General features: G+C 61.9%; 24 protein-coding genes and 1 tRNA gene. 13 read left to right on the forward strand and 12 right to left on the reverse strand.

From position 1 onward, the window contains the following. The 4 genes from P775_RS16115 to P775_RS16130 form a co-directional block, all read right to left on the reverse strand. Positions 1–455, reverse strand: a 455-nt coding sequence (locus P775_RS16115) for a lysylphosphatidylglycerol synthase transmembrane domain-containing protein (RefSeq protein ID WP_143520935.1), incomplete at its 3' end; no start/stop codon positions are given. Further along, a complete protein-coding gene (locus P775_RS16120; RefSeq protein ID WP_342749659.1) occupies positions 452–2,035 on the reverse strand; it encodes a sulfatase-like hydrolase/transferase in 1,584 nt (527 codons plus the stop codon). The genes P775_RS16120 and P775_RS16115, both read right to left, overlap by 4 nt. Before the next feature lie 14 nt (positions 2,036–2,049). Continuing rightward, the gene (locus tag P775_RS16125; RefSeq protein WP_180287475.1) at positions 2,050–2,775 is read right to left on the reverse strand and encodes a CDP-alcohol phosphatidyltransferase family protein; all 726 of its coding nucleotides are present in this window, start codon (positions 2,773–2,775) and stop codon (positions 2,050–2,052) included. A gap of 20 nt (positions 2,776–2,795) precedes the next feature. Continuing rightward, entirely contained in the window at positions 2,796–3,005 is a 210-nt protein-coding gene (locus tag P775_RS16130; RefSeq protein ID WP_099911934.1) for a hypothetical protein, read from the reverse strand. A gap of 46 nt (positions 3,006–3,051) precedes the next feature. Between P775_RS16130 and P775_RS16135 the strand changes: the two genes are divergently transcribed. Then, positions 3,052–3,648: a YceI family protein gene (locus P775_RS16135; protein WP_099911935.1), complete on the forward strand. Its 597-nt coding sequence runs from the start codon at positions 3,052–3,054 to the stop codon at positions 3,646–3,648. A gap of 119 nt (positions 3,649–3,767) precedes the next feature. On the opposite strand, the gene P775_RS28135 is transcribed toward P775_RS16135, so the two are convergent. Continuing rightward, on the reverse strand, positions 3,768–4,061 hold the full coding sequence (locus P775_RS28135) for a hypothetical protein (RefSeq protein ID WP_180287476.1): 294 nt from the start codon (positions 4,059–4,061) through the stop codon (positions 3,768–3,770). Positions 4,062–4,327: 266 nt separating this feature from the next. Between P775_RS28135 and P775_RS16145 the strand changes: the two genes are divergently transcribed. Then, on the forward strand, positions 4,328–5,287 hold the full coding sequence (locus P775_RS16145; protein WP_180287477.1) for an ice-binding family protein: 960 nt from the start codon (positions 4,328–4,330) through the stop codon (positions 5,285–5,287). A 246-nt stretch (positions 5,288–5,533) separates the two neighbouring features. Here P775_RS16145 and P775_RS16150 read toward each other — a convergent pair whose 3' ends face one another. The 5 genes from P775_RS16150 to P775_RS16170 form a co-directional block, all read right to left on the reverse strand. After that, positions 5,534–6,037, reverse strand: coding sequence for a GNAT family N-acetyltransferase (locus P775_RS16150; protein WP_099911937.1), 504 nt, complete (start codon positions 6,035–6,037; stop codon positions 5,534–5,536). 357 nt (positions 6,038–6,394) lie between these two features. Next, positions 6,395–6,471: transfer RNA gene (locus P775_RS16155), tRNA-Arg, on the reverse strand. A 65-nt stretch (positions 6,472–6,536) separates the two neighbouring features. Further along, positions 6,537–7,919 carry a sensor histidine kinase gene (locus P775_RS16160; RefSeq protein WP_099911938.1) on the reverse strand — a complete coding sequence of 461 codons (1,383 nt, stop codon included), beginning with the start codon at positions 7,917–7,919 and terminating at the stop codon, positions 6,537–6,539. Between the two features lie 20 nt (positions 7,920–7,939). Continuing rightward, positions 7,940–9,358, reverse strand: a complete 1,419-nt coding sequence (locus P775_RS16165; protein ID WP_099911939.1) for a dihydrolipoyl dehydrogenase family protein — start codon at positions 9,356–9,358, stop codon at positions 7,940–7,942. A 3-nt stretch (positions 9,359–9,361) separates the two neighbouring features. Further along, a complete protein-coding gene (locus tag P775_RS16170) occupies positions 9,362–10,096 on the reverse strand; it encodes a TVP38/TMEM64 family protein (RefSeq protein WP_099911940.1) in 735 nt (244 codons plus the stop codon). A gap of 293 nt (positions 10,097–10,389) precedes the next feature. On the opposite strand from P775_RS16170, the gene rpmH reads away from it, so the two are divergent. The 4 genes from rpmH (at position 10,390) to P775_RS16190 (ending at position 11,937) form a co-directional block, all read left to right on the forward strand. Then, a complete protein-coding gene (gene rpmH, locus P775_RS16175) occupies positions 10,390–10,527 on the forward strand; it encodes a 50S ribosomal protein L34 (RefSeq protein WP_089270676.1) in 138 nt (45 codons plus the stop codon). Between the two features lie 24 nt (positions 10,528–10,551). Continuing rightward, complete coding sequence (rnpA, locus tag P775_RS16180) at positions 10,552–10,968, forward strand: ribonuclease P protein component (RefSeq protein ID WP_099911941.1); 417 nt, start codon at positions 10,552–10,554, stop codon at positions 10,966–10,968. After that, positions 10,965–11,186 (forward strand): membrane protein insertion efficiency factor YidD, encoded by a 222-nt coding sequence (gene yidD / locus P775_RS16185; RefSeq protein ID WP_099911942.1) that lies wholly within the window; start codon positions 10,965–10,967, stop codon positions 11,184–11,186. The genes rnpA and yidD overlap by 4 nt, the downstream gene beginning before the upstream one ends. A 490-nt stretch (positions 11,187–11,676) precedes the next feature. Continuing rightward, on the forward strand, positions 11,677–11,937 hold the full coding sequence (locus P775_RS16190) for a hypothetical protein (RefSeq protein ID WP_099911943.1): 261 nt from the start codon (positions 11,677–11,679) through the stop codon (positions 11,935–11,937). Positions 11,938–11,988: 51 nt separating this feature from the next. On the opposite strand, the gene P775_RS16195 is transcribed toward P775_RS16190, so the two are convergent. After that, positions 11,989–12,531 carry a DUF3833 family protein gene (locus tag P775_RS16195; RefSeq protein WP_099911987.1) on the reverse strand — a complete coding sequence of 181 codons (543 nt, stop codon included), beginning with the start codon at positions 12,529–12,531 and terminating at the stop codon, positions 11,989–11,991. A gap of 250 nt (positions 12,532–12,781) precedes the next feature. Then, positions 12,782–13,231 (reverse strand): RES family NAD+ phosphorylase, encoded by a 450-nt coding sequence (locus P775_RS16200; protein WP_099911944.1) that lies wholly within the window; start codon positions 13,229–13,231, stop codon positions 12,782–12,784. 300 nt (positions 13,232–13,531) lie between these two features. Here P775_RS16200 and ttcA point away from each other — a divergent pair, with 300 nt between their 5' ends. From ttcA to P775_RS16235, 7 genes are all read left to right on the forward strand, one after another. Then, a complete protein-coding gene (gene ttcA, locus P775_RS16205; protein WP_099911945.1) occupies positions 13,532–14,404 on the forward strand; it encodes a tRNA 2-thiocytidine(32) synthetase TtcA in 873 nt (290 codons plus the stop codon). Between the two features lie 108 nt (positions 14,405–14,512). After that, positions 14,513–16,060 (forward strand): EAL domain-containing protein, encoded by a 1,548-nt coding sequence (locus tag P775_RS16210; protein ID WP_342749660.1) that lies wholly within the window; start codon positions 14,513–14,515, stop codon positions 16,058–16,060. Positions 16,061–16,231: 171 nt separating this feature from the next. Next, positions 16,232–18,061, forward strand: a complete 1,830-nt coding sequence (yidC, locus tag P775_RS16215) for a membrane protein insertase YidC (RefSeq protein ID WP_099911947.1) — start codon at positions 16,232–16,234, stop codon at positions 18,059–18,061. Then, positions 18,058–18,801, forward strand: coding sequence for an MOSC domain-containing protein (locus P775_RS16220; protein ID WP_099911948.1), 744 nt, complete (start codon positions 18,058–18,060; stop codon positions 18,799–18,801). Before yidC ends, P775_RS16220 begins: the two co-directional genes overlap by 4 nt. Beyond that, complete coding sequence (gene yihA / locus P775_RS16225) at positions 18,801–19,451, forward strand: ribosome biogenesis GTP-binding protein YihA/YsxC (RefSeq protein ID WP_099911949.1); 651 nt, start codon at positions 18,801–18,803, stop codon at positions 19,449–19,451. The genes P775_RS16220 and yihA overlap by 1 nt, the downstream gene beginning before the upstream one ends. Before the next feature lie 140 nt (positions 19,452–19,591). Then, positions 19,592–20,482: an acetylglutamate kinase gene (gene argB / locus P775_RS16230; RefSeq protein WP_099911950.1), complete on the forward strand. Its 891-nt coding sequence runs from the start codon at positions 19,592–19,594 to the stop codon at positions 20,480–20,482. A 104-nt stretch (positions 20,483–20,586) separates the two neighbouring features. Further along, a complete protein-coding gene (locus P775_RS16235) occupies positions 20,587–21,075 on the forward strand; it encodes a SixA phosphatase family protein (RefSeq protein WP_245875725.1) in 489 nt (162 codons plus the stop codon). Positions 21,076–21,096 lie beyond the last annotated feature (21 nt).

Consider the following 21,096-nt stretch of genomic DNA (forward strand, 5'->3'; position numbering starts at 1 on the left):
AGCCAGCCCGGCCAGTCGACGCCCCCCGGCAGCAAGGCCAGCGCCACGCCGAACAGCCCGACCAACAGCACACCGCCCTGACCGATCAGCCGTTCGATCATCACCGCATGGGCGGCATGGGTCAGGCCCCCCGTGCCCCGGGGCGTGCGGACCGCGCGGCCCGCATCGCCAAGCACGCCGCCGGGCAGGCACAGGTTCACCATCTGCGACAGGTAATATTCACGCACCGCCCAGCCGAAACCGAAAGAGGCGCCGAGCCTGCGCGCGGTGATCTGCCAGCGCCGGGCCATCAGCAGGGTCACCAGCGAAAAGCACACCACCGCCACGGCGATCCAGCGCAGATCCATACTCCGCAGCCGGTCATAGGCCGCAGGGGCATCGATGATCCAGACCAGCGCCGCCAGAACCGCCAACGACACCCCAAGGCGCAGCAGATAACCCATGCGCCGGCTCATATCCCGCCCTGCTCGCGGCTGAAGGCGCGGATGAAGCGGTCGCGGAAATCCTCCATCGGCCAGACAGGGGTATTACCGTCCGGCACCAGCCCGTCGCGCCAGCCCCAGCCCGCCGCCTCTGCCACCAGATCGGGCGGGCCGATCAGATGCGCAGGGACATCGCGGCTGTCGATCCCGGCGACAAAGCCTGCAGGCTGGTGATCGCCCAGGATCAGGAACAGCGGCTGATCCCCCCGCCGCGCGGCGTATTCCATTGCCGCCTGCAGCGCATAATCAATGGCGCGGCGATACTGATCGCGCACGCGGTCCGGGTCCTGCCAGACCACGGCGGGCGGATCGCCCGATGTGGCCCAGTCGTCAAACACCCTGCCATCCCCCACATCCGCCCAGTCGATCATTTCGGGGATCGGCACCCAGGGCGCATGGGACGAAATCAGCGCGATCTGGATGAAATCCGCGCGCGGGTCAGGCGGCAAAAGCGCCTCGAACGCCGACAGCGTGTATTGATCCGGCATGGTGATCCAGTTGAACGGCTGTCCCGCATAGTTCAGATCCTTTGCCGCAAGGATCGTATCGAACCCCATTGTTTCCCCCTCGGGCCAGGGCAGCGTGATCGCGGGCATCACCGCCGCCGTGCGAAACCCCGAGGCCTGTGCCAGATGGAACAGGTTTTGCCGGTCCGAGGCAAGCAGCGCGCCATAGCGCCCCTGATCCGAGGTTGCGAGGCCAGAGGCCAGCGTGCCATGGGCCAGCCAGCTTTGCCCGCCTGCGGTGGGCGAGGTCAGCCAGCCACTTTGCATGGCATATCCCGCCTTGGCCAGCTGAGATTCGGCGCGCCGCAGCGTCGGCACATGGGTGTCGGCATACAGCGGATTGTCAAAGCTCGACCGCCCATAGCTTTCGATGAACAGGACAATGATGTCATGCCCGCCGGTCTTGTCGAACAACCCCGTGCTGCTGGCATAGGGATCCTGTGCCGCAGCGGCGCGAAAATCGCGCAGATCGGACAGGGCGGTGGCGCTGCGCGCGATCTGCGCCGTGGCGATTGTGGCATTCAGCGCCGCGCCGGGCGGATCCAGCGGCAGTTGCCAGAGGCCGCGCGACTGGCCCAGATCCGCCACTGCCAGCGCCGTTGCCGCCACAAGCGTGATGCGCAGGGCCGGGCGCGCCCGCAGGGGCGGTGACAGACGGGTCAGGCTGCGCAGCGCCAGAAACACCAGCACCGCCAGCCCCAAAAACACCAGCGCGCCACCTGCCACCAACAGCCAGGCCGCCGGCGTGCCGATGCTGCCCGCCAGCACGTTCAGCCCCGCGCGGATCAGGAACATGTCGACCACCGGGCTGAAGGGGCGGTTCAGCGCGGACAGCATCGCGATATCGGCGCCCTTGAGCAGCACAATCAGCATCACCACAAGACAGAGCCCAAGGCAGATCTCCCGCCCCCCGCGCAGCCTGGCAGGCCACAGGATCAGCCCCAGCACCAGCACCGGCCATTCCAGCGGCACGGCGGGCAGCCCGGAAAACCCCTGCGGCGTGTTCGGCAGCGCCAGCACCAGATACAGCAGCAGGCCAGCGGCCACAGCCCGCCACATCCTCATCGCCGCCGCGCGAGGTACAGGAAATCGCGGCCAAAGGACCACAGCAGCGCTGACGCAGCCCCCAGCGCAAGCGCCCTCGCCAGACCCGTCGGCAGACCCGGCAGCAGCAAGAGGCAAAGCGCGCCGACCTGCAACACGCAGACCACCTTGCGCCCGAAGCGCTCTGGCAGGGGTGCGCGCAGCCAGGGCAGTCCCCAGCCCGCCACGATAAAGGCATAGCGGCTGAAGCCAAGGATCAGGATCTCTGCCCCCACATGCCCTGCCACCATCAGGATCAGCGACAACATACAGGCAAGACCGGCGTCAACCTCCATATCGAAGCGCGCACCAAACGCCGTGCCCCGCCCGCCGCGCCGCGCCAGCCAGCCGTCAAGCCCATCCAGCAGCAGCGCCAGCACCGCGATGGCAAAGACCGCAAGGCCATTGCTGGCCAGCAGACCGTCACGCACCAGCGCCACCGCCAGCGTGCAGACCAGCGCCAGCCGCAGCAGGGTCACCGCATTGGGCGCGCCAAAGCTAGGGCGGGCATACCCCAGGGGGGCCATGGCCTGCAGCGCCGCGGCGGCGCTGGTCACAAACAGGCCCAACGCCAGCAGGGCCGCACCCGGCCCCGCCGACGGATCCAGCCCCCGCGCCAGCGCAAAGACCGGCACGGCCAGCATAAAACCCAGCGCCGCGCCCTGCGCTTGCGCGCGGGTGGGGGCAGCGAGCGCCTTTACCAAAGGGAGAGTGTCATTTGCCATCAGATCAGACGTAGGCGCGCCTGCGCGATTTCAAGCGGCAAAGGACGCACATCGTCGTGCAAAAACGTGACCGCGCGAAACCGCCGCATCGTGCATATTCGGCGCATGAGGTCGACGCCGTGCGATGTGCGCGTGAAGACCAAACCGCGTGATCGGCGGGGAAGGATAGGGCCGATACGCGGATGCGACTTGCCGGCGTCGCCTGTCATCTTAACTTTTCCCCTACGTGACCCATGAACAGATCAGGAGCTGCCCATGACAATCCCCCTTTCCCGTGCCCATCTCTGTGCTGTCATCTGCACCGCATTTGCCCTGCCCGCCGCGGCGGAACCGCAACGATACGAGCTTGACCCCGAACACACCACGGTGGCCTTTCTGATCCAGCACCTGAGCTATGCTGACACGCTGGGCCTGTTCGGCACAGTGTCCGGCGGGTTCACCTATGACATGGACACACAGGCGCTGACGGATGTCACGGTGACCGTCACCTCTGACAGCCTGAACACCATGAACGAGGCGCGCGACAACCACGTGCGCAGCGGCGATTTCCTTTCGGTGGAGGAGCATCCCACCATCACCTTCACCGCCGACAGTGGCACACCCACCGGCGACACCACCGGCACCGTCACCGGTGATCTGACCATCCTTGGCGAAACACGCCCCCTGACGCTGGACGTGGCCCTGATGGGCGAAGGACCCTATCCCTTTGGTCACAAACGCTTTGTTCTGGGTCTTTCGGCCACGGGCCAGCTGAAGCGCAGCGATTTCGGCATGAGCTATGGCGTGGACAACGGCCTTGTCGGGGATGAGGTGAAGATCATGATCGAAACCGAAGCGATGCGGATGGACTGATCCTTGCCCTGCGGCGCGGCGGCGTTTGGGGCTTTTCCCCGATCAAGACCGCGCGCCGCCTGTTCGGGATAGGGCCGCCCCGTGGTCAAGAAGGATGTACATAGGCTCGACCGGTTTACCTACCTAGCGGCTACAGGCGGCACTGCCCCGTGGCGACCACCCCCGCCGCATGCGGAAAAGTGTGCTGCGTGCGAACCGGCCTTGTCACCATCTGCCTGCCAGAAAGCACCCTGGCGCAGAATATCCATGACAACCCCGAATTCTTCACAGGTGACTGTCAGTTGCCCCGGCACGTTCACGGCCTTGACGGCGCACCCGATGATGCTGACGGTGTCGGCGAAACGATAGGCCACAGGCACCCCGGATTGCGCGGCTGAATTCAGCCCGATCCGCCGGACCAGAGGCACTGACACGCCACCAAAACCCGGATTTCGCCGCAGGGTTGATTACACGACAACCTTGACACGCCATGTGGATGGCCTTATTGACGTAAGGGCAATCTGCGTGCATGAGCCGCAGAATTTCCACTGGCGATGAGGCATCCCTCAGCCAGCAATATCCCACTATCTCTGACAGCGCCACACCTGAACATCAGGACGGCGATCCCTGCGGGATGAGTGTTTTATGTGCATTGGCCCCTGTACGGGTGCAGCGATTTATTATCCTGAGGATAAGTGAATTGGCACATCTGTTCCGCAAGGCACCAACCCTGCTGATCTGTGGCGTCGCGCTTGCAGCACTTCTCTGCGCGCCACATCCGGCAAGCACCGCGACATTGCTCAGCACGGATCTGACCAGCTTTGCCGTCCTGGGCGCCACGACGGTCACCAACGTCCCCACAAGCACCATCGCGGGAAATGTCGGTGTCTGGACCTCTGGCGCGGCCAATGCGATCACCGGCTTTCTGTCCCTGCCCGGCGTTCCCGCCTATGATCCGCAGGTGACATCCGGCCAGCTGCATGCCGGAACGGGGCTGGCAGCCTCGGCGCAAGGCGATCTGACCACCGCGCGCGCCGGTCTCAGGTCTCTCGGGACCGGCACCACACTGGGAGCGGATCTGACCGGGCTCACGCTGGCACCGGGTGTCTACACGGTCGCTGCCGCCGCGACCAATCTCGCGGGGATGCTGACCCTTGATGGTGGCGGCAATGCCAATGCCGCCTGGATCTTTCAGATGCCGTCGACACTGATCACATCGACCTATTCGGTGGTGAATGTGATCAACACAGGCTCCGGCGCGGGCGTGTTCTGGAATGTCGGCAGCTCTGCCACGATCAATGCCGGTTCGACCTTTGTGGGCAACATTCTGGCGCTGACAAGCATCTCGGTGAAAACCGGCGCGTCCATTCTGGGCAGAGCACTCGCAGATGTCGGCGCCGTGACCCTGGAAATGAACGACATTTCCATCTTCGGCGTGGGTGATCATGTCGGCAGCAACGGCCTGAGCGGCGGGCTGGAGGTGGCAGACAATGGCACGGTCAGTTTCCTGAAATCCGCGCCCCTCGGGTCTCTGCACCCTCTCTCCGACGCATCGAGCGAGGCAACAAGTGCCGTTGCGACCCCGACCGCGCTGGTCCTGATGCTATCCGCCCTCACAGCGCTGGCTCTGTTCGCAAGGCGACGCCCTGCGCGCGCCTGACCCGGCGCGGGTTTCGGCAACGGGAGTCATCACTGGTTTCCGACGTTCCCCAGCGACACCGGCAATCCATGCTGCGCGCTCACCCCCCTCACTTGAGGCCGCGCAGGGTGATCCGGGTTCAAGACCGAAACGCCGGAGCTGGGGGAAACAACTGCGCGCCACGGCCCGCAACAAGCACTGCTGTGCCGACGCGGTACCATTTCACTGCGGCTGCGACCAAAGCCAGCTTTGTTGAACGCCCATGGGTTAGCCTCGTCGTTGGCGACTATAAAGATTGCGATGCATGCCAACCACGAAGCGCTGGTACTCGAAGCCCATCTTTTTCAACAAGGCGTTTGAAGCAAGGTTTTCAGGATGAGCAAAAGCAGAAACCTTCTCGGCTCCCAGGTGTTGATCAGCGACATCTAGCGCCGCTTTGCAAAGCTCAGTCGCATAGCCATTTCCCCAAACGGACGGATGAAAGTAGTAAGCCAACTCAATGCCCCAGCCGGGATCGAAGGGATCGTCATACAGACCGCCCCAACCGATCACTCTCTTGGTCTGCCTGTCACGAACGGTCCAAGGGGCAAAGCCATCGTGGCGTCTCTTGCGTTCGTGTACTGCAATCCTGCGGCGACACTCTGCAATGCTTGAATCCCAATGCGTATGGTGCATTGCAAGGTTGTCGCCCAGAAACTCAAACAGCACTGGTACCTCAGACAGCTTCGGTGCGGAAAGTATCAAGCGTTCTGTCTCTATGACATTGGACATGTTCGGAAAACTTCACAGATATGACAAGCTGACGGTCGTGCAGCATTGGTCACTATAGCCTCGCCCCCGCCCTTCGCCACATCACACACGAGCGCCCGCTTTACCTCGCGCAAAGGCGAGCCGGGTCAGCTAAGTCATCCGCTTCTAACGCCTGCGGCGAATGTCGGCTCTGACAGGCCGCACTACAGCATCTTTACGGGTCGGTTAAAGGTCCGCATGGGACGAAATTCACACCCTGCCAGACTGTCATGATCATAGATTGAGAAATAACAGCGCGTTCAAGACCGCTGAGCCGACCGAATAAGGTCAGTTTGCGACGCGAAGGTCAAAGTCATGTGACGTCTTGAAAAATGGAAATGGTGCACCCGAGAGGATTCGAACCTCTGACCCCTTGATTCGTAGTCAAGTACTCTATCCAGCTGAGCTACGGGTGCGTTGGAGCGGGGTTTAGACTCTGGGCAAAACCTTTGCAAGGAGAAATGTTCACGCAAATCACGCCTTACCCAACGTCGCCCATCGGCAGGTGGATCACGAAGCACGAACCGCTTCCGTCCGTCTCACGCAGGGCCAGTGTGCCGCCATGGCCGCGCACCAGTTCCTGCACGATGGCAAGCCCCAGACCAGAGCCACCCTTGCGCACACCGCCCTGAAATGGCTGGAAAAGATGCTGCTGCGCCTTGGCAGGCAGGCCGGGCCCGGTGTCGGACACTTCGATGACCCAGCTCCCCTCTTCGACCCGCGCGCTCACGCAGATCTCTCCGGGTTTGCCGGTGCCGGTGATCGCCTGACGCGCATTGCGCACCAGATTGGAAATCGCGCGAAAGATCTGTTCGGGATCGCCACGGATCATCAGATTGGCCGGCACATCTTCGGACAGGCTCACATCGTCCTCGCCGATCGCCAGCCGTTCGTTTTCCATCACCTCGGCCACCAGCGGGCTGAGCGAAAACAGCGTCATCACCGGCGTCGGTTCTTCGGCGCGCCCAAACGCCAGCGTCGTTTCACACAGCGACACAGCCCGGGCGATGGAATTGACCAGCTTGGGCGCCATGCGCTTGACGGTCGGATCCTCTGACATCTCGATGCGGTCGGTGAACAGCTGCGCCGAGGTCAGGATGTTGCGCAGATCATGGCTGACCCGCGCCACGGCGCCGCCCAGCTGGGCCATGCGTTCCTTTTGCCGCAGCGCCTGGGTCAGCTGGGTTTCCATGGATTGCAATGCATCTTCGGCCTCGCGCAACTCGCGGATCGTGGCGGTGGGCACCAGGATGCGGCGCGCGTCTTCGGGGGCCTGGGCATAGCTCTGGATATGCCCGACCACGATCTTGATCGGGCGCACCAACAGACGCCGCACCGCCAGAAACAGCATGAGTGCAGTGATCACCGAAATCACCGCCGACAGGATCAGGATGCGCAGGCTGAATTCGATCATCGTCTTGCGCAAATCGTCGGTGTCCATGGTGATCTCGATCAGCAGACCCGCATCGCGCAGCGGGTTGCCGATCACCCGGATCAGCCGCGGCTCCGGATCAAGCAACGCCTTCAGTGCATCGCGGATCAGGCCCGGCCCGGTTGCATCACGCAGATCATAGGTCGCGCTGACCTGCCCGGGCATGGGCGAGGACAGCACAAGCTGGCGCGCCTCGTCCCGCCGCAGCACGATGTTGAACACGCCGGCGTTCTGCAGCAACTCTTCCTCAAGATCCTTGTCGATCGTGTCGCCCGCCAGCAGCGCCAGCGACGCGATCTGCGACCGCTCCAGCCGGGCAAGCAGATAATCCTCCCGGTAGCGCGCGACCGAAGGCACAAAGATCAGGATCTCGGCCAGCATCACGAAGACCGCTGTCAGAACAAGAAACCGGCCGGAAAGCGTGTTGAGCATGAGCGGTTACTTCAGATCTCTCAGGGCAGCCAGCGCTGCACTATTCCCACGATACGTTTCACCGTAGCACTTTCAAACAACCTTGGGCTGAAATAGGCACCTGCGGCGCGTTTGTTAAGTTCTCCGATGGTTGGATAGGGCGCGACCATGTTTGCCACATGCTTCATTTTCAGCCCGTTGGCCAGAACCAGCGCCCAGAGGTTGATCAGCTCTCCGGCCTGATGGCCGATGATCGTGGCCCCCACCGGACGCCCCCGCACCACCATGACCTTGATCAGACCGGTGGTTCTGCGCTCGGCAATGGCGCGGTCATTATGGGCGTAGTGGGACCGCACGACCTCGACATTCAGGCCATGTTCCTGTTTCGCCTGCTCTTCGGTCAGGCCGACCTGCGCCAGTTCGGGATCGGTATAGGTGACATGCGGGATATGCGCGGTTGCGGCCTTGGCCGGCAGGCCGAACAGGGCCGAGCGGATGACAATGCCCGCATGATAGCCCGCCACATGGGTAAACTGCAGCCCGCCCGCCGCATCGCCGATGGCATAGACGCGTTTGTTGGTGGTCTTCAGGCTGGAATCCACTTGCACGCCGGTCTTTGTGGTCTTGATCCCGGCCTTGTCCAGATCCAGCGCATCGGTATTGACGCGCCGCCCCACGGCGATCAGCAGGTGACTGCCCCGATACACCGCGCCGCCGTCCACCTCGACCTCAATCGCGCCCCCAGTGCCACGCACCTCTTGCGCCCTGGCATATTCGGCAATCTCGATTCCTTCGCCGCGCAATTGTTCCAGCAGAATCCCGGTCATCTCGGGATCATCCTTGCCCAACGCCCTGCCGCCTTCGATCACCGTGACCTTGCTGCCCAGTCGGCGATGCGCCTGCGCCATTTCCATGCCGATGGGGCCGCCGCCGATGATCAGCAGATGTGCGGGCCGCTCGCGCAAGCTCCACAGCGTTTCGTTGGTCAGATAGGGCACCTGATCCAGCCCCAGGATTGGCGGCACAAGCGGGGACGATCCGGTGGCGATCACCACCCGGCGCGCCGTAATGATGTGATCCCCAGCCTGCACCTCGGTTTCGGAAATGAACCGGCCCTTTTCGCGGATCACCCGCACGCCCAGCCCCTCGAACCGCTCCTGCGAATCAACCGGGGCGATCTGCTCGATCACCCCCTGCACATGATCCTTGGCGGCGGCATAATCGACCTGCGCCGCCACATCCGCGATGCCATAGACGCTGGCATGACCCATCCCATAGGCGACCTTGCCGCTGGCAATCAGCGCCTTGGACGGCACGCAGCCATAATTGAGGCAGTCGCCGCCCATCTTGTGATCCTCAAGCAGCACAACCGATGCCCCCATCTGCACCGCCCCCGACGCCACCGACAGGCCGCCAGATCCGGCCCCGATCACCAGAATATCCGCCTTGATACGTTCCATGGCTCAGAGTCCTTTCTTGCCGCGCACGGCCTTTAGCAGAAGAGGCAGCGCCGCCAGCGCACATAGCCCGAGAATCGGCAACAGGATTTGCGGCTCGAAAATGATGCCAAGATCAGGCGTATCGCCCCTTTCGAACACCTCGCCAAGCCCCGCGCCGACAGAAGTATAAACAACCGCCCCCGGAATGATGCCAAGGAAGGTCGACACCGCAAAGCGCAGCAACGGCACCCCCACCAGCGCCGGTACAAGGTTGGCGACAAAGAACGGCACCGCCGGCACCAGCCGGATCAGGAACAGCATCGACCACTGATTGTCGTCGATACCATCCTTGATCCGCTTCACCAGCCCCTCGCCGGTTTCCATCCGCGCCGCCAGCCGTTCGCCCAAGCCCCAGCGCGCCGCCAGAAAGATCAAAACCGCCCCCAGCGTCGCCGCCGTCACGTTGAACAGCGCCCCCGGAAAGGTCGCGAACAGAAAGCCGCCGGTCAGGGTCCCAAGGCTCGCCCCCGGCAGCGAAAATGCCACGATCGCTATATAAGCCAACATGAACACCGCCACCGTGGCGCCATAATGCGCATCGCGAAACGCCAGCAGCGCCTCGCGGTTGTCACGCAGGGTGTCAAAGGTCAGATAATCGCGCAGCGTGAAACACCCCACCACCGCGATCCCCAGGATGACGATCAGTGGCAAAGCCCGCATCCCCCCGGACGTCTTCTTGGGCTGGGTCATGTCGGGCATCTCATGGGCACTCTTTCTTGCAGTTTGCGTCCTGTCTGACATAGATCATGCGCAGAGCCGCTGCAGAACGAAAGCCGCCTCACGGGTGCTTGATGTGCAGTGAGCTGCAAGCCGTTAAATCACGACCAAACCGCCAAACTGTAACAATGAACGCCACAAGGGCTGAAAATGTTGCAACATAGGCGCCTTCGCCGTTTGACATATCAGCCACCCTTGCCTATAGCCCGGGCTTCGAATGTATCAGCCCCCGCGAATCCGCTCGCCTGGGCCAGCCTAAAGACGGAGACGGAGCGATGACGAAACGCACCTTTCAGCCCTCGAACCTCGTGCGCAAGCACCGCCACGGGTTCCGCGCGCGTATGGCGACCAAAGCCGGTCGTAAGATCCTGAACGCCCGCCGCGCACGCGGTCGGAAATCGCTGAGCGCGTAAGCGCTGGTCGAGACCGTTCAAGAGATGACACCGCCGGAGGCCCCCGAAACTGAACCGGGGACAAAGCCCCCGGCGGTTTCTCTTTGCCCAGAGCCGGGCCTGACACCGCGTCTTCAGCGGATGCAGAACCGCGCCGAATTTCTGGCAGCCGCCCGGGCCGGGCGTCAGGGCACCGCCAGCATGATGGTTCAGGCGCGCAACCGCCATGACGATGCCACAACAGTGCGCGTCGGCTTTACCTGTTCCAAGAAGGTCGGCAATTCGGTCGCGCGCAACCGCGCCAAACGCCGCCTGCGCGAAGCGGCGCGGCTGGTCCTGCCCGAAATCGCACGTCCCGGCTGGGATTACGTCCTGATCGGCCGGTTCGAGGCGACCGCCAAACGCCCTTTTCCCGATCTTCAGCAGGATCTGCGCGACGCGTTGCGCAAGCTGCACAGATGACTCCGCTGGCCCATATCGTCGCCCTGCCCGTCCGCTTTTATCGGCTGACCTTCTCCGCATGGGTCGGGCACGGATGCCGGTTCCACCCCACCTGTTCGGCCTATGCGCTTGAGGCGCTGGAACGCCACGGCGCGCTTCGCGGCGGCTGGCTGACCCTGCGTCGACTGGGTCGCTGCCACCCCTGGGGCGGCTCGGGCATCGACAACGTGCCCGACTGAGGCGTTTCGCGATCGCCCCGAGACAACAGCCAGCGCATGTCGCGTTTGACCCAGGGCGCCCGACCAAAGCGCAAAGCGCGAAAACCCGTTTCAGCGATCTCCCACAGCGCTTTTGCCCCACCAGCGGGACATCAAAGACACACCCCCGTGCGGAATCTTACAGATTCAACCTGTCATTCAAAAAAATTCTTGGCCGACTCGCGTTGCCTTGCTAAGCGGGTCGCACACAAACATCCAGACACAGGAGGGATGACCATGACTCGATCAAGTACATTCCTCGCAGGCGTGGATCTGATGTTTGTGCGCGGTTGCGCTCAGGCGTAACCCACCCCGTCCGGTCACTGTGCGACTGCCAGCACCGGTCCTTCTACCAAAACCCCTAACTCCCTGATCCGGCGTCTTTTTGCATGTAACCCATGCAATCCGTCTCCGGCTCTTTCACCTCCAGATCGAAAGGTCCGGCCTGCCTTTGGCTGCCGGAATCCCCCAAATGATCAGACTTGTTGAACCGACTTCCGTTCCCGACAATTTTCCTCCGCTGCAGGATGTCATCCGCCGCTTTGGCGCCTGGCGGGTGCTGCTCGCGGCCCTCTCCGCCCTGATCCGGCGCGAACGGGCCAGCCAGCGGCCTCCGCCAATGTCTGCGGATGGGCTGAGCGACCACATGCGGCGTGACATCGGCCTGCCGCCCAAGCGCGGCCCGCTCCCTTTGCAGGATCCCGCACGGATCCGGCTGCCGCATCTTTTCTGATGCGGACGGGCTGCAGTCACCCTGCAGCCCGTTTTGCCCGACAACAAAGGCTCAGCGCAGCTTTTCGAAACTGATCGACACATCGCCGATATCGACGCCGTATTTCTTCATATAGGCGCGGTTGAACAGCCGCTCGTCGGACAGCTGCCACATCCAGTCGTCAAAGCTGACGCGCATCGTCTCGGATGTCCCATCCGCCGACGGCACTGGCAGATCGATGGTATAGCGCCAGTTGAACCGGTCGCCCTGTTCCTGACCCACCGCCTGTCCGATCACACCCGGCGCCGTGCCCTGCCAGCTGTCCGGCCCGATCTTGAACAGCGTCCAGACGCGCTGCTCGGTCGCGCCGTCCTCATAGACAAAATCCTCTTGCAGGCGCAGGCGCTTGCCGTCCCAGTCGCCTTTGATATCGACGCGGAACTGCCGCCGCACCGTGCCGAACACATCCTGAAACTGACCATAGGCCACCAGTTCCCCGTCAAAGAACTCTTCAAGGTTCAGCTTGCGGTCACTCAGGCTGGCATCGTCAAAACCCGGCTTGCCGGTGCAAGCCGCCAAAAGGGCCAGCGTCAAGGCCAGTATCACGCGGCGCATCATGGGCACTCCCTGTCTGTTCAGGGGTGCAGCTAGCGCGCGGGCGCGGCTTGCCAAGCGGACAGGGATCAGTCGCCAGCCTTTGCAGAACACAGAAACGACGCACTCCATATAAGTGACAAGAAACACCCTGCAACAGGCCCCACTGCCAGACACGGATCGCGCTATCAGATCAAAAAGGCGGACCGGACGTTCAGGTCCTTCGCCCGAAGGTCCCGTGCGAGTCATTTCTCATCCGTGAGACGGGGATCTACGACTCGAAGGAACGGACTGGACCAACAAACCTTAAACAGCTGGGATCGAAAACAACAACGTGACTTAGATCTGGACGTGAGCGCGAAGAATACAGCATCGCCTTGGCACCTGCACCCCGGGCAAAATCTGAGATTGCCCAAGTCGGAGACAGTTGCCCTGTCGCGCGAATATCCTGCCAGACCACGGATGCGTCCTTGTTGCCGCGTTCATCAGCCACGCAATCCGCTTCAAGCCACATGGGTACCATTATTCGGCCAACGGTATCAGAAAGGTAGCGCTGGATTGCGACACCTGCACCCTCAGGACTCAGGGATGCATAAGCAGCGATTTGGCACGAATGGTGAAAGCGTCCCTCTGGGGCCATCGCTGGCTGAGCAGGAGTCGCAAGCAGCTTGGCGGGCAGAATTCTCCATACCGCCAGATCAATAGGCTCAAGTGGTCTCATGGCTCTGCATTACTCAATGCTAAAGGAACGTGTCATCATCGCCTGCGCTATCCGATCTGCTGCCAGATGCAACAATTGATCCGCGTTGCAAAATGCTGACAAAGTGCCGTATGGAGCGGTTGCACATAAGGCGGAGCCAGCAACCCGCCTCCGGGCAGCCCCCGCCCTACCCCAGCCATACGAAATCCATACGCTTTCCATACGCAATCCACCTGTTCATTTCCGACCGGCCGTTGCGTCCATGTGTGACCGCATCGCACGGCTCTTGCCCGGTGCACGCAACTGCATTAAGCGATCAACATGCTAGATCAGTCCGACGATATTCACCCCCTGTTCCACGGCGCCCCCAAAAGCACCGAGTTCAAGAAGCTGCGCAAGCGGCTGGTTCAGAACGTGCGCGAAGCCGTCGAACAATATGGCATGATCGCCCCCGCCACGGACGGCAAGCCGCCCAAATGGCTGGTCTGTCTGTCGGGCGGCAAGGACAGTTATACCCTGCTCGCCATCCTCTACGAGCTCAAATGGCGCGGGCTTTTGCCGGTCGATCTGCTGGCCTGCAACCTCGATCAGGGCCAGCCCGGTTTCCCCGCCACGGTCCTGCCCGAGTTTCTGGAACGCATGGATGTGCCGCACCGGATCGAGTATCAGGACACCTATTCCATCGTCATGGACAAGATCCCCGCCGGGCGCACGTTCTGTGCGCTGTGTTCCCGGCTAAGACGCGGAAATCTCTACAGAGTTGCCCGAGAAGAGGGCTGTTCCGCCGTTGTCCTCGGCCATCACCGCGACGATATACTTGAGACGTTCTTCATGAACCTCTTTCACGGTGGCCGTCTCGCCACCATGCCCCCCAAGCTGGTGAATGAAGAGGGCGATCTGTTCCTCTACCGCCCCCTCGCCCATGTGGCCGAGGCGGATTGCGAAAAGTTTGCCACGGCGATGAATTATCCGATCATCCCCTGCGATCTCTGTGGCTCTCAGGACGGTCTGCAGCGCCAGCAGGTCAAGCAGATCCTCGATGGCTGGGAAAAAAACAGCCCCGGCCGCCGTCAGGTGATGTTCCGCGCGCTGATGAATGCGCGCCCCTCGCATCTGCTGGACCCGAAGCTGTTCGATTTTGCCGGCCTCGCGCTTGGCCAGCGGACCTCTGTCCTGTCTGGTGACCAGGACTGAGGCTGTTTTTTTCATTTTGGAAATTATTTTGATGTCTGAGGACTGAAATAAGCCTGTCGTTTACCTCGCGCACATAAACTGCTTCTGTTCAAAACAAGAGGCAATCCTGTGCCAGACACGATGACGTCACGACTCAAACGCCTTAAAATTCTGCTGCGCAATGCCCTCAGGGGCGCGCATGTTCTGGCGTTTCTGCCCGCGCTGGTGCTGGGCAGCTTCTGGCTTGGCGGCGAGGATCTCCTGTTGTTTGTCGCGCTGGGTGTGCCCGTCGTCTTTGCACTTGCAGGCGGATTTGAACTTCCTGCGTCTATGGACGCCTTTCTGTCACGGCCAACCGATCTGACCGACAGCCAAGGCGCCATTGTGCTGGCAGATACCGCGCTGATCCGCGCCCGCGCTGAATCGATGTCCACGGCCTGCATTCTTATAGACATCGACGGGATAGAGGCGCTGGAGGCGCGGTTTGGCGATTCTGCGGCGCAAGCGACCCGCGACCTTGTCCTGTCCCGGCTGCGCGCGCTCTTGCGCCGGGATGATCTGATCGTGCGCATCGGGGATGCCCGCCTGATGGTGCTTCTTGCCCCCGAGCTGCGCCTTGATCTGGAAACCCTGCTGCAGATTTCAGGGCGCATTCAGGGCGCCGTCGAAGAACCGGCGCTGATCGAGGAAACGACCCAGTATCTGACAGCCGCCATCGGATTCTGCAGCAGCACCCGCCTGTCGGACAATGCCCCGGGAGAGGATCTTTTTGCGGCGGCAGGTGCCGCGCTGAACGAGGCACTGGCTAACGGACCTTCGGCGATACGGGCCTGGACCGATAGCATTAGGGCCGCGCGCACCGCCCGCCGCTCCCTGCGCAGTGAGGCGGCGCGGGCCCTTGAAAACGGCCAGATCCAGCCCTGGTATCAGCCGCAGCTCTGCACCTCGACCGGTCGCGTCAGCGGGGTAGAGGCGCTGGCCCGCTGGGTTCATCCGGAACGCGGCGTGATCGCCCCGCAGCAGTTCCTGATCACACTGGAAGAAGACGGACGCATGCAGCGGCTGGGTGAGGTGATGCTGAGCCATGCGCTGACCGAATTGCGCGGCTGGGACCTTGCCGGAATCAAGGTTCCACGGGTGAGCATTAACTTTTCCACGTCCGAACTGCGCAATCCAAAGCTTGTCGAGACGCTCAAATGGGAAATCGACCGCCACGAGCTGACGCCGCAGCGGCTGGGCATCGAAGTGTTGGAAACCGTGATTGCCGAAACCACCGACGGCATCATTGTGCGCAATATCGCGGATCTGTCCAAACTGGGCTGCTTCATCGATCTGGATGATTTTGGCACCGGCCATGCCTCCATCAACTCGCTGCGCCGCTTTGCGATCAACCGGCTCAAGATCGACCGGAGCTTTGTCACCCGCATCGACCGGGACGAGGGGCAGCGCCGGATGATTGCCGCCATCCTCAGCATGGCAGATCGCTTGGGGCTGGAGACATTGGGTGAAGGTGTGGAAAGCGTTGGCGAACATGCGCTGCTGGCCCAGCTCGGCTGTGATCAGGTGCAGGGCTTTGGCATCGCCCGCCCGATGCCGGCCGAAAAACTGTCGACCTGGATCAAGATTCACAATGCCCGCATCGCTGATACACCCCGGCTTGGTCGTCGCAGCAACTGATGTCCCAAGAACTCGTTTGGCCATGGCACGCAGCCCGGTCACGAAGCTTTGCGCCCGAACAAAGCCGCCATTGGACGCAGGACGCCGTAAAACCGGGCGAAACCGCTTGACCTTTGGCCCCCTTGTCTGTTGAACCCAAGCCTGACTTACAAAGGACAGGTGCAGTCCCTCATGGACGATCAGAATAAGAACCTCATCCTGGCAACAGTGCTCAGTTTCGTCGTGATCCTGACTTGGTTTCTCCTCTTTCCTCCGCCCGACAAGGCGGCAGTGGATCCCAATCAAGCTGCAGTGACCGAGACTGAAAACCCCGCCAGCCCTTCGCTTGCGACCGCCCCCTCGGCCGCCGCCGGCACCGTGCCGGGCGCCGAGTCTGCAGCCGCAGTCACGGCCGACACGCCCCGCGTGCCGGTCGAAACGGCGCGGCTTTCGGGGTCGATCTCCTTGATCGGCGGCCGGATCGACGATCTCAAGCTCAAGGATTATCGCGTCACGATCGAACCGGAGTCACCCATCGTCCAGATGCTGGGCCCGGTCAGTTCGCCGCATCCCTATTACGCGCTTTATGGCTGGGCGCCGGGTACCGGTCTTGGTCTTGAGGATGTTCCCGGGGCCAACACCCCCTGGACCGTCGAAAATGGCGAGACCCTGACCACCGAAACCCCCGTGACTCTGCGCTGGAACAGCCCGACGGGCATGATCTTCCGCCGCACCATCGCGGTGGACGAGAACTTCATGTTCAAGGTCACGCAGTCGGTTGAAAACGCCGGCAGCGCGCAGGCCTCTCTTGCCCCTTATGGGATCATCGCACGTCGCGGAGAGCCCGAGGGTCGCAAGAAGTTCTTCATCCTGCACGAGGGCGTCGTGGCCATGGCCGATGGCACCCTGACAGAAACCGACTATTCCGACATGCCCGACCTTGACGTGATGCCCTCAGAAGGTGCACGCGCAGAGGTTATGTCGGTCGCGGACAGTGGCTGGATCGGCTTTACCGACCACTTCTGGATGTCGACACTCATCCCGGAAACTGGAACACCGTTCAAGGCCGTCGCAAAATACGATGATGCCCGCGACATCTATCAGACCGAAGCGGTTCTGCCGACGATGACCGTCGCTCCTGGCGAGACGAAAGAGGTGACAACGCAGTTGTTCGCCGGTGCCAAGGAATGGGAAACCATCCGCGACTATCAAAACGCAGGCGTTGACCGGTTCATCGACAGCATCGACTGGGGCTGGTTCTTTTTCCTGACCAAGCCGATTTTCTGGGTGCTGCATCACCTCAATCAGCTGATCGGCAACATGGGCTGGTCCATCATCTGCCTTACCCTGCTGATTAAGGCGCTGCTTTTCCCGCTGGCCTACAAATCCTACGTCTCGATGGCGAAGATGAAGGAATTGCAGCCCGAGATGGAGAAGATGAAGGAGAATGCCGGCGACGACCGTCAGAAACTTCAGCAGGGCATGATGGAGCTTTACAAGAAGAACAAGGTCAACCCGGCTTCGGGCTGCCTCCCGATCGTGATGCAGATCCCGATCTTCTTCTCGCTCTACAAGGTGATCTTTGTCACGCTGGAATTGCGCCACGCACCCTGGATCGGCTGGATCCGCGATCTGTCTGCGCCGGATCCCAGTTCAATCCTGAACCTGTTTGGCTTGCTGCCCTTTGCGCCGCCGGATGCCACCTCGTTCCTTGCGATCCTCAGCCTCGGCTTCCTGCCGATTGTACTGGGTATTTCGATGTGGCTGCAGCAAAAGCTGAATCCGGCGCCCACGGACAAGACACAGGCGATGATCTTTGCCTGGATGCCGTGGGTCTTCATGTTCATGCTGGGTCATTTTGCCAGCGGTCTGGTCCTGTACTGGATTGCGAACAACACGATCACCTTTACCCAGCAGTACATCATCATGCGTACCCAAGGGTTCAAGCCTGACGTCTTTGGCAACATCCTCCGCAGCCTGAGACTGAAACCCAAGGGCGATCCGAAAACCGACAAGAAATGACCGGACGCGTCACCGACATCTGGCGTCACCCGATAAAAAGCCACGGCCGAGAGGCTTTGGAGCGGGTGACGCTGTCGGCGGGCCAGACCCTTCCTTGGGACAGGGTCTGGGCCGTGGCGCATGAAGCGTCTGACGCAGATGGCAGCCATTGGGTTTCCTGTGGCAACTTCAGCAGGATCTCCAAGGCGCCGCAGCTGATGGCAGTGACAGCCAGGCTTGAGGAAAGCTCGGAACTGATCACGCTGCGCCACCCTTCCCGCCCCGATCTGACTTTTTCACCGGATCGGGACAAAGATGCCTTTCTTGACTGGGTCAAACCCCTGATGCCCGAGAACCGCGCCGCATCGGTGCGCATCGTGCGGGCACGGGAACGCGGCATGACCGACAGCAATTTCGCCAGTGTCACGCTCTGCAACATGTCCTCGCACCGCGCGGTCGAGCAGAAACTGGGACAGGCCCTGTCGATCCATCGCTGGCGGGGCAATATCTGGCTGGATGGCCTTGCCCCCTGGGCGGAGTTCGGCTGGATAGGCCGCGAGGTGCAGATCGGCAATGCCGTCTTCAAGGTCCGCGAACGGACTGTTCGCTGCGCCGCAACCACCGCGAATCCCGATACCGGGATGCGTGACACCGATACGCTGGCCGCACTCGACAGCTGGGGTCACCGGGATTTTTCCGTCCTGGCCGAGGTTGTCCGATCGGGCGACATCGTGCTTGGCGACACTGTGAGGCCGCTCTGATGCAAATACCCTTTACTCTTGCCGAACAGCCCGATGAACAGATCATCGAAGCCGCCCGCGTGCTTTTTGCGGGTGAAACCGAATTCCTCAAGGGTGTGGTCGCCATGGACGGCATGCCACCCGACGACCGGCTTGAGGTCTGTTTCGCCGGGCGCTCCAACGTGGGCAAATCCAGCCTGATCAATGCGCTGACCGGCCGCAAGGGTCTGGCGCGGGCGTCGAACACGCCGGGGCGCACGCAGGAAATCAACTTTTTCACCCTGGCAGAAAGCCACTATCTGGTCGATCTGCCCGGCTATGGCTATGCCAATGCGCCCTTGGCCGTAGTCGAAAAGTGGCAGCGCCTGCTGAAACAATATCTGTCGGGCCGCGCCACGCTGCGCCGGGCCTTTGTCCTGGTCGATACCCGTCACGGCATCAAACCTGTCGACGAAGAGATCATGACCCTGCTCGACAAGAGCGCGGTAACCTTTCAGGTGGTCATGACCAAGGCTGACAAGGTCAAGGACTCTGATCAGGTCAAGATCCTGGATCAGGTGCGCGAAAAGCTGTCCAAGCACCCCGCCGCCTATCCCGAGCTGGTGATGACCAGCGCAGAAAAAGGGGATGGAATCCCGCTTCTGCGCTCGATCATCGCGACACTGACCTGATCTTGCGCCGCCCGCGCCCTAGGGCGCGGTGTTGCAAGCCCCGCGCAACATCCCTGCCCTGGAAGCGGATCTTACGCTGCCCTTGCACGTTGTCCCGACACGTCGGATAACCCCAAGGACTCGGATAAGGACCAATAAGGATGAAGAAACGCGCCATGAATCAGGATTGGATTGCTACTGCCCGGACTCTTTCAGAGGCCCTGCCCTACATGCAGCGCTATTCCGGCGCCATCGTGGTGGTCAAATTCGGTGGCAATGCCATGGGCGATGCTGATGCGATGGCCGAATTTGCCCGCGACATTGTGTTGATGCGGCAAGTCGGGGTGAACCCGGTTGTGGTGCACGGCGGCGGGCCGATGATCAACGATCTGCTAAGCCGTCTGGGCATCGAATCGAAATTTGTGCGCGGCAAGCGCGTCACAGATCAGGCGACCGTCGAAGTGGTCGAGATGGTCCTGACAGGCCTTGTGAACAAACGCATCGTGCAGGCCATCATGGATGAAGGTGGCCGCGCCGTGGGTCTGTCGGGCAAGGATGACGACCTTATGGTCTGCGAGATGGAAGACCCCGAGTTGGGCTGGGTCGGACGCCCGGTCGAAATGAACGTGCAGGTGCTGCGCGACCTCATGGCCGCAGGCATCATCCCCGTCGTTGCCCCCGTTGCGACAGGCATGGACCCGGTCGAGACGTTCAATGTCAACGGCGACACTGCGGCTGGCGCCATCGCAGGCGCGCTCAAGGCGGATCGTCTGCTGCTGCTGACCGATGTGTCGGGCGTCAAAAATGCCGAGGGCGAGATCATGACCGCCATGACCCCCGAGGAAGTGCGCAGCATGATCGCAGACGGCACCATTGCAGGGGGCATGATTCCCAAGACGGAAACCGCGCTGAAGGCCATCGAGGACGGGGTGCGCGGTGTTGTCATCCTGGATGGTCGTGTGCCCAATGCGGTTCTGCTGGAAATCTTCACCGAACATGGCGCGGGTTCACTAATTCGCGCCGCGGATCTGGCCCCTCGCGACCCGCAGTGACGGGATAGGACGCGGCAGAGGGCTGAGGCGGCTTTTCACAGAGCCGCCTTCGTGAAAGACTGAAGCATCGCCGTCGATGCCCGGCCTCAAGGAACAGCACGCCCATGCGCCTTATCCTCATGCGTCACGCAAAGTCCGACTGGTCACTGGATCAGGAAGACCACGAACGCCCCTTGAACCCAAGGGGCAAGGCAAGTGCGCATATTCTGGGGGAATGGCTTCGGGCAGAAAGCTATCTGCCGGATGAGGTGCTGTGTTCCACCTCCGAGCGCACACGCGAGACGCTGGCGCTGTTGCAACTGACAGCGCCAGTGCGGTTTGAACGCGATCTGTACCTTGGAAGCCCTGAAGTGCTGCTGGACGTGCTGAGAGGCGCGACGGGGCGTGTGGTGTTGATGCTGGGCCACAACCCCGGCATCGCCGCCCTTGCCGCGCGGTTGACCGATATACGGCCCTCTCACGTGCGGTTCCGCGACTATCCAACCGGCGCCACGCTGATCGTGGATTTTGACACCGCCGACTGGGCGGATCTGCTGCCCGGAACGGGACACGCGCGGGACTTTGTGATCCCGCGCGAATTGATGTCAGTCTGAGGCCAAGAGTTCTGAGATCAC

The organism is Puniceibacterium antarcticum, from assembly GCF_002760615.1.
Lineage (GTDB): Bacteria > Pseudomonadota > Alphaproteobacteria > Rhodobacterales > Rhodobacteraceae > Puniceibacterium > Puniceibacterium antarcticum.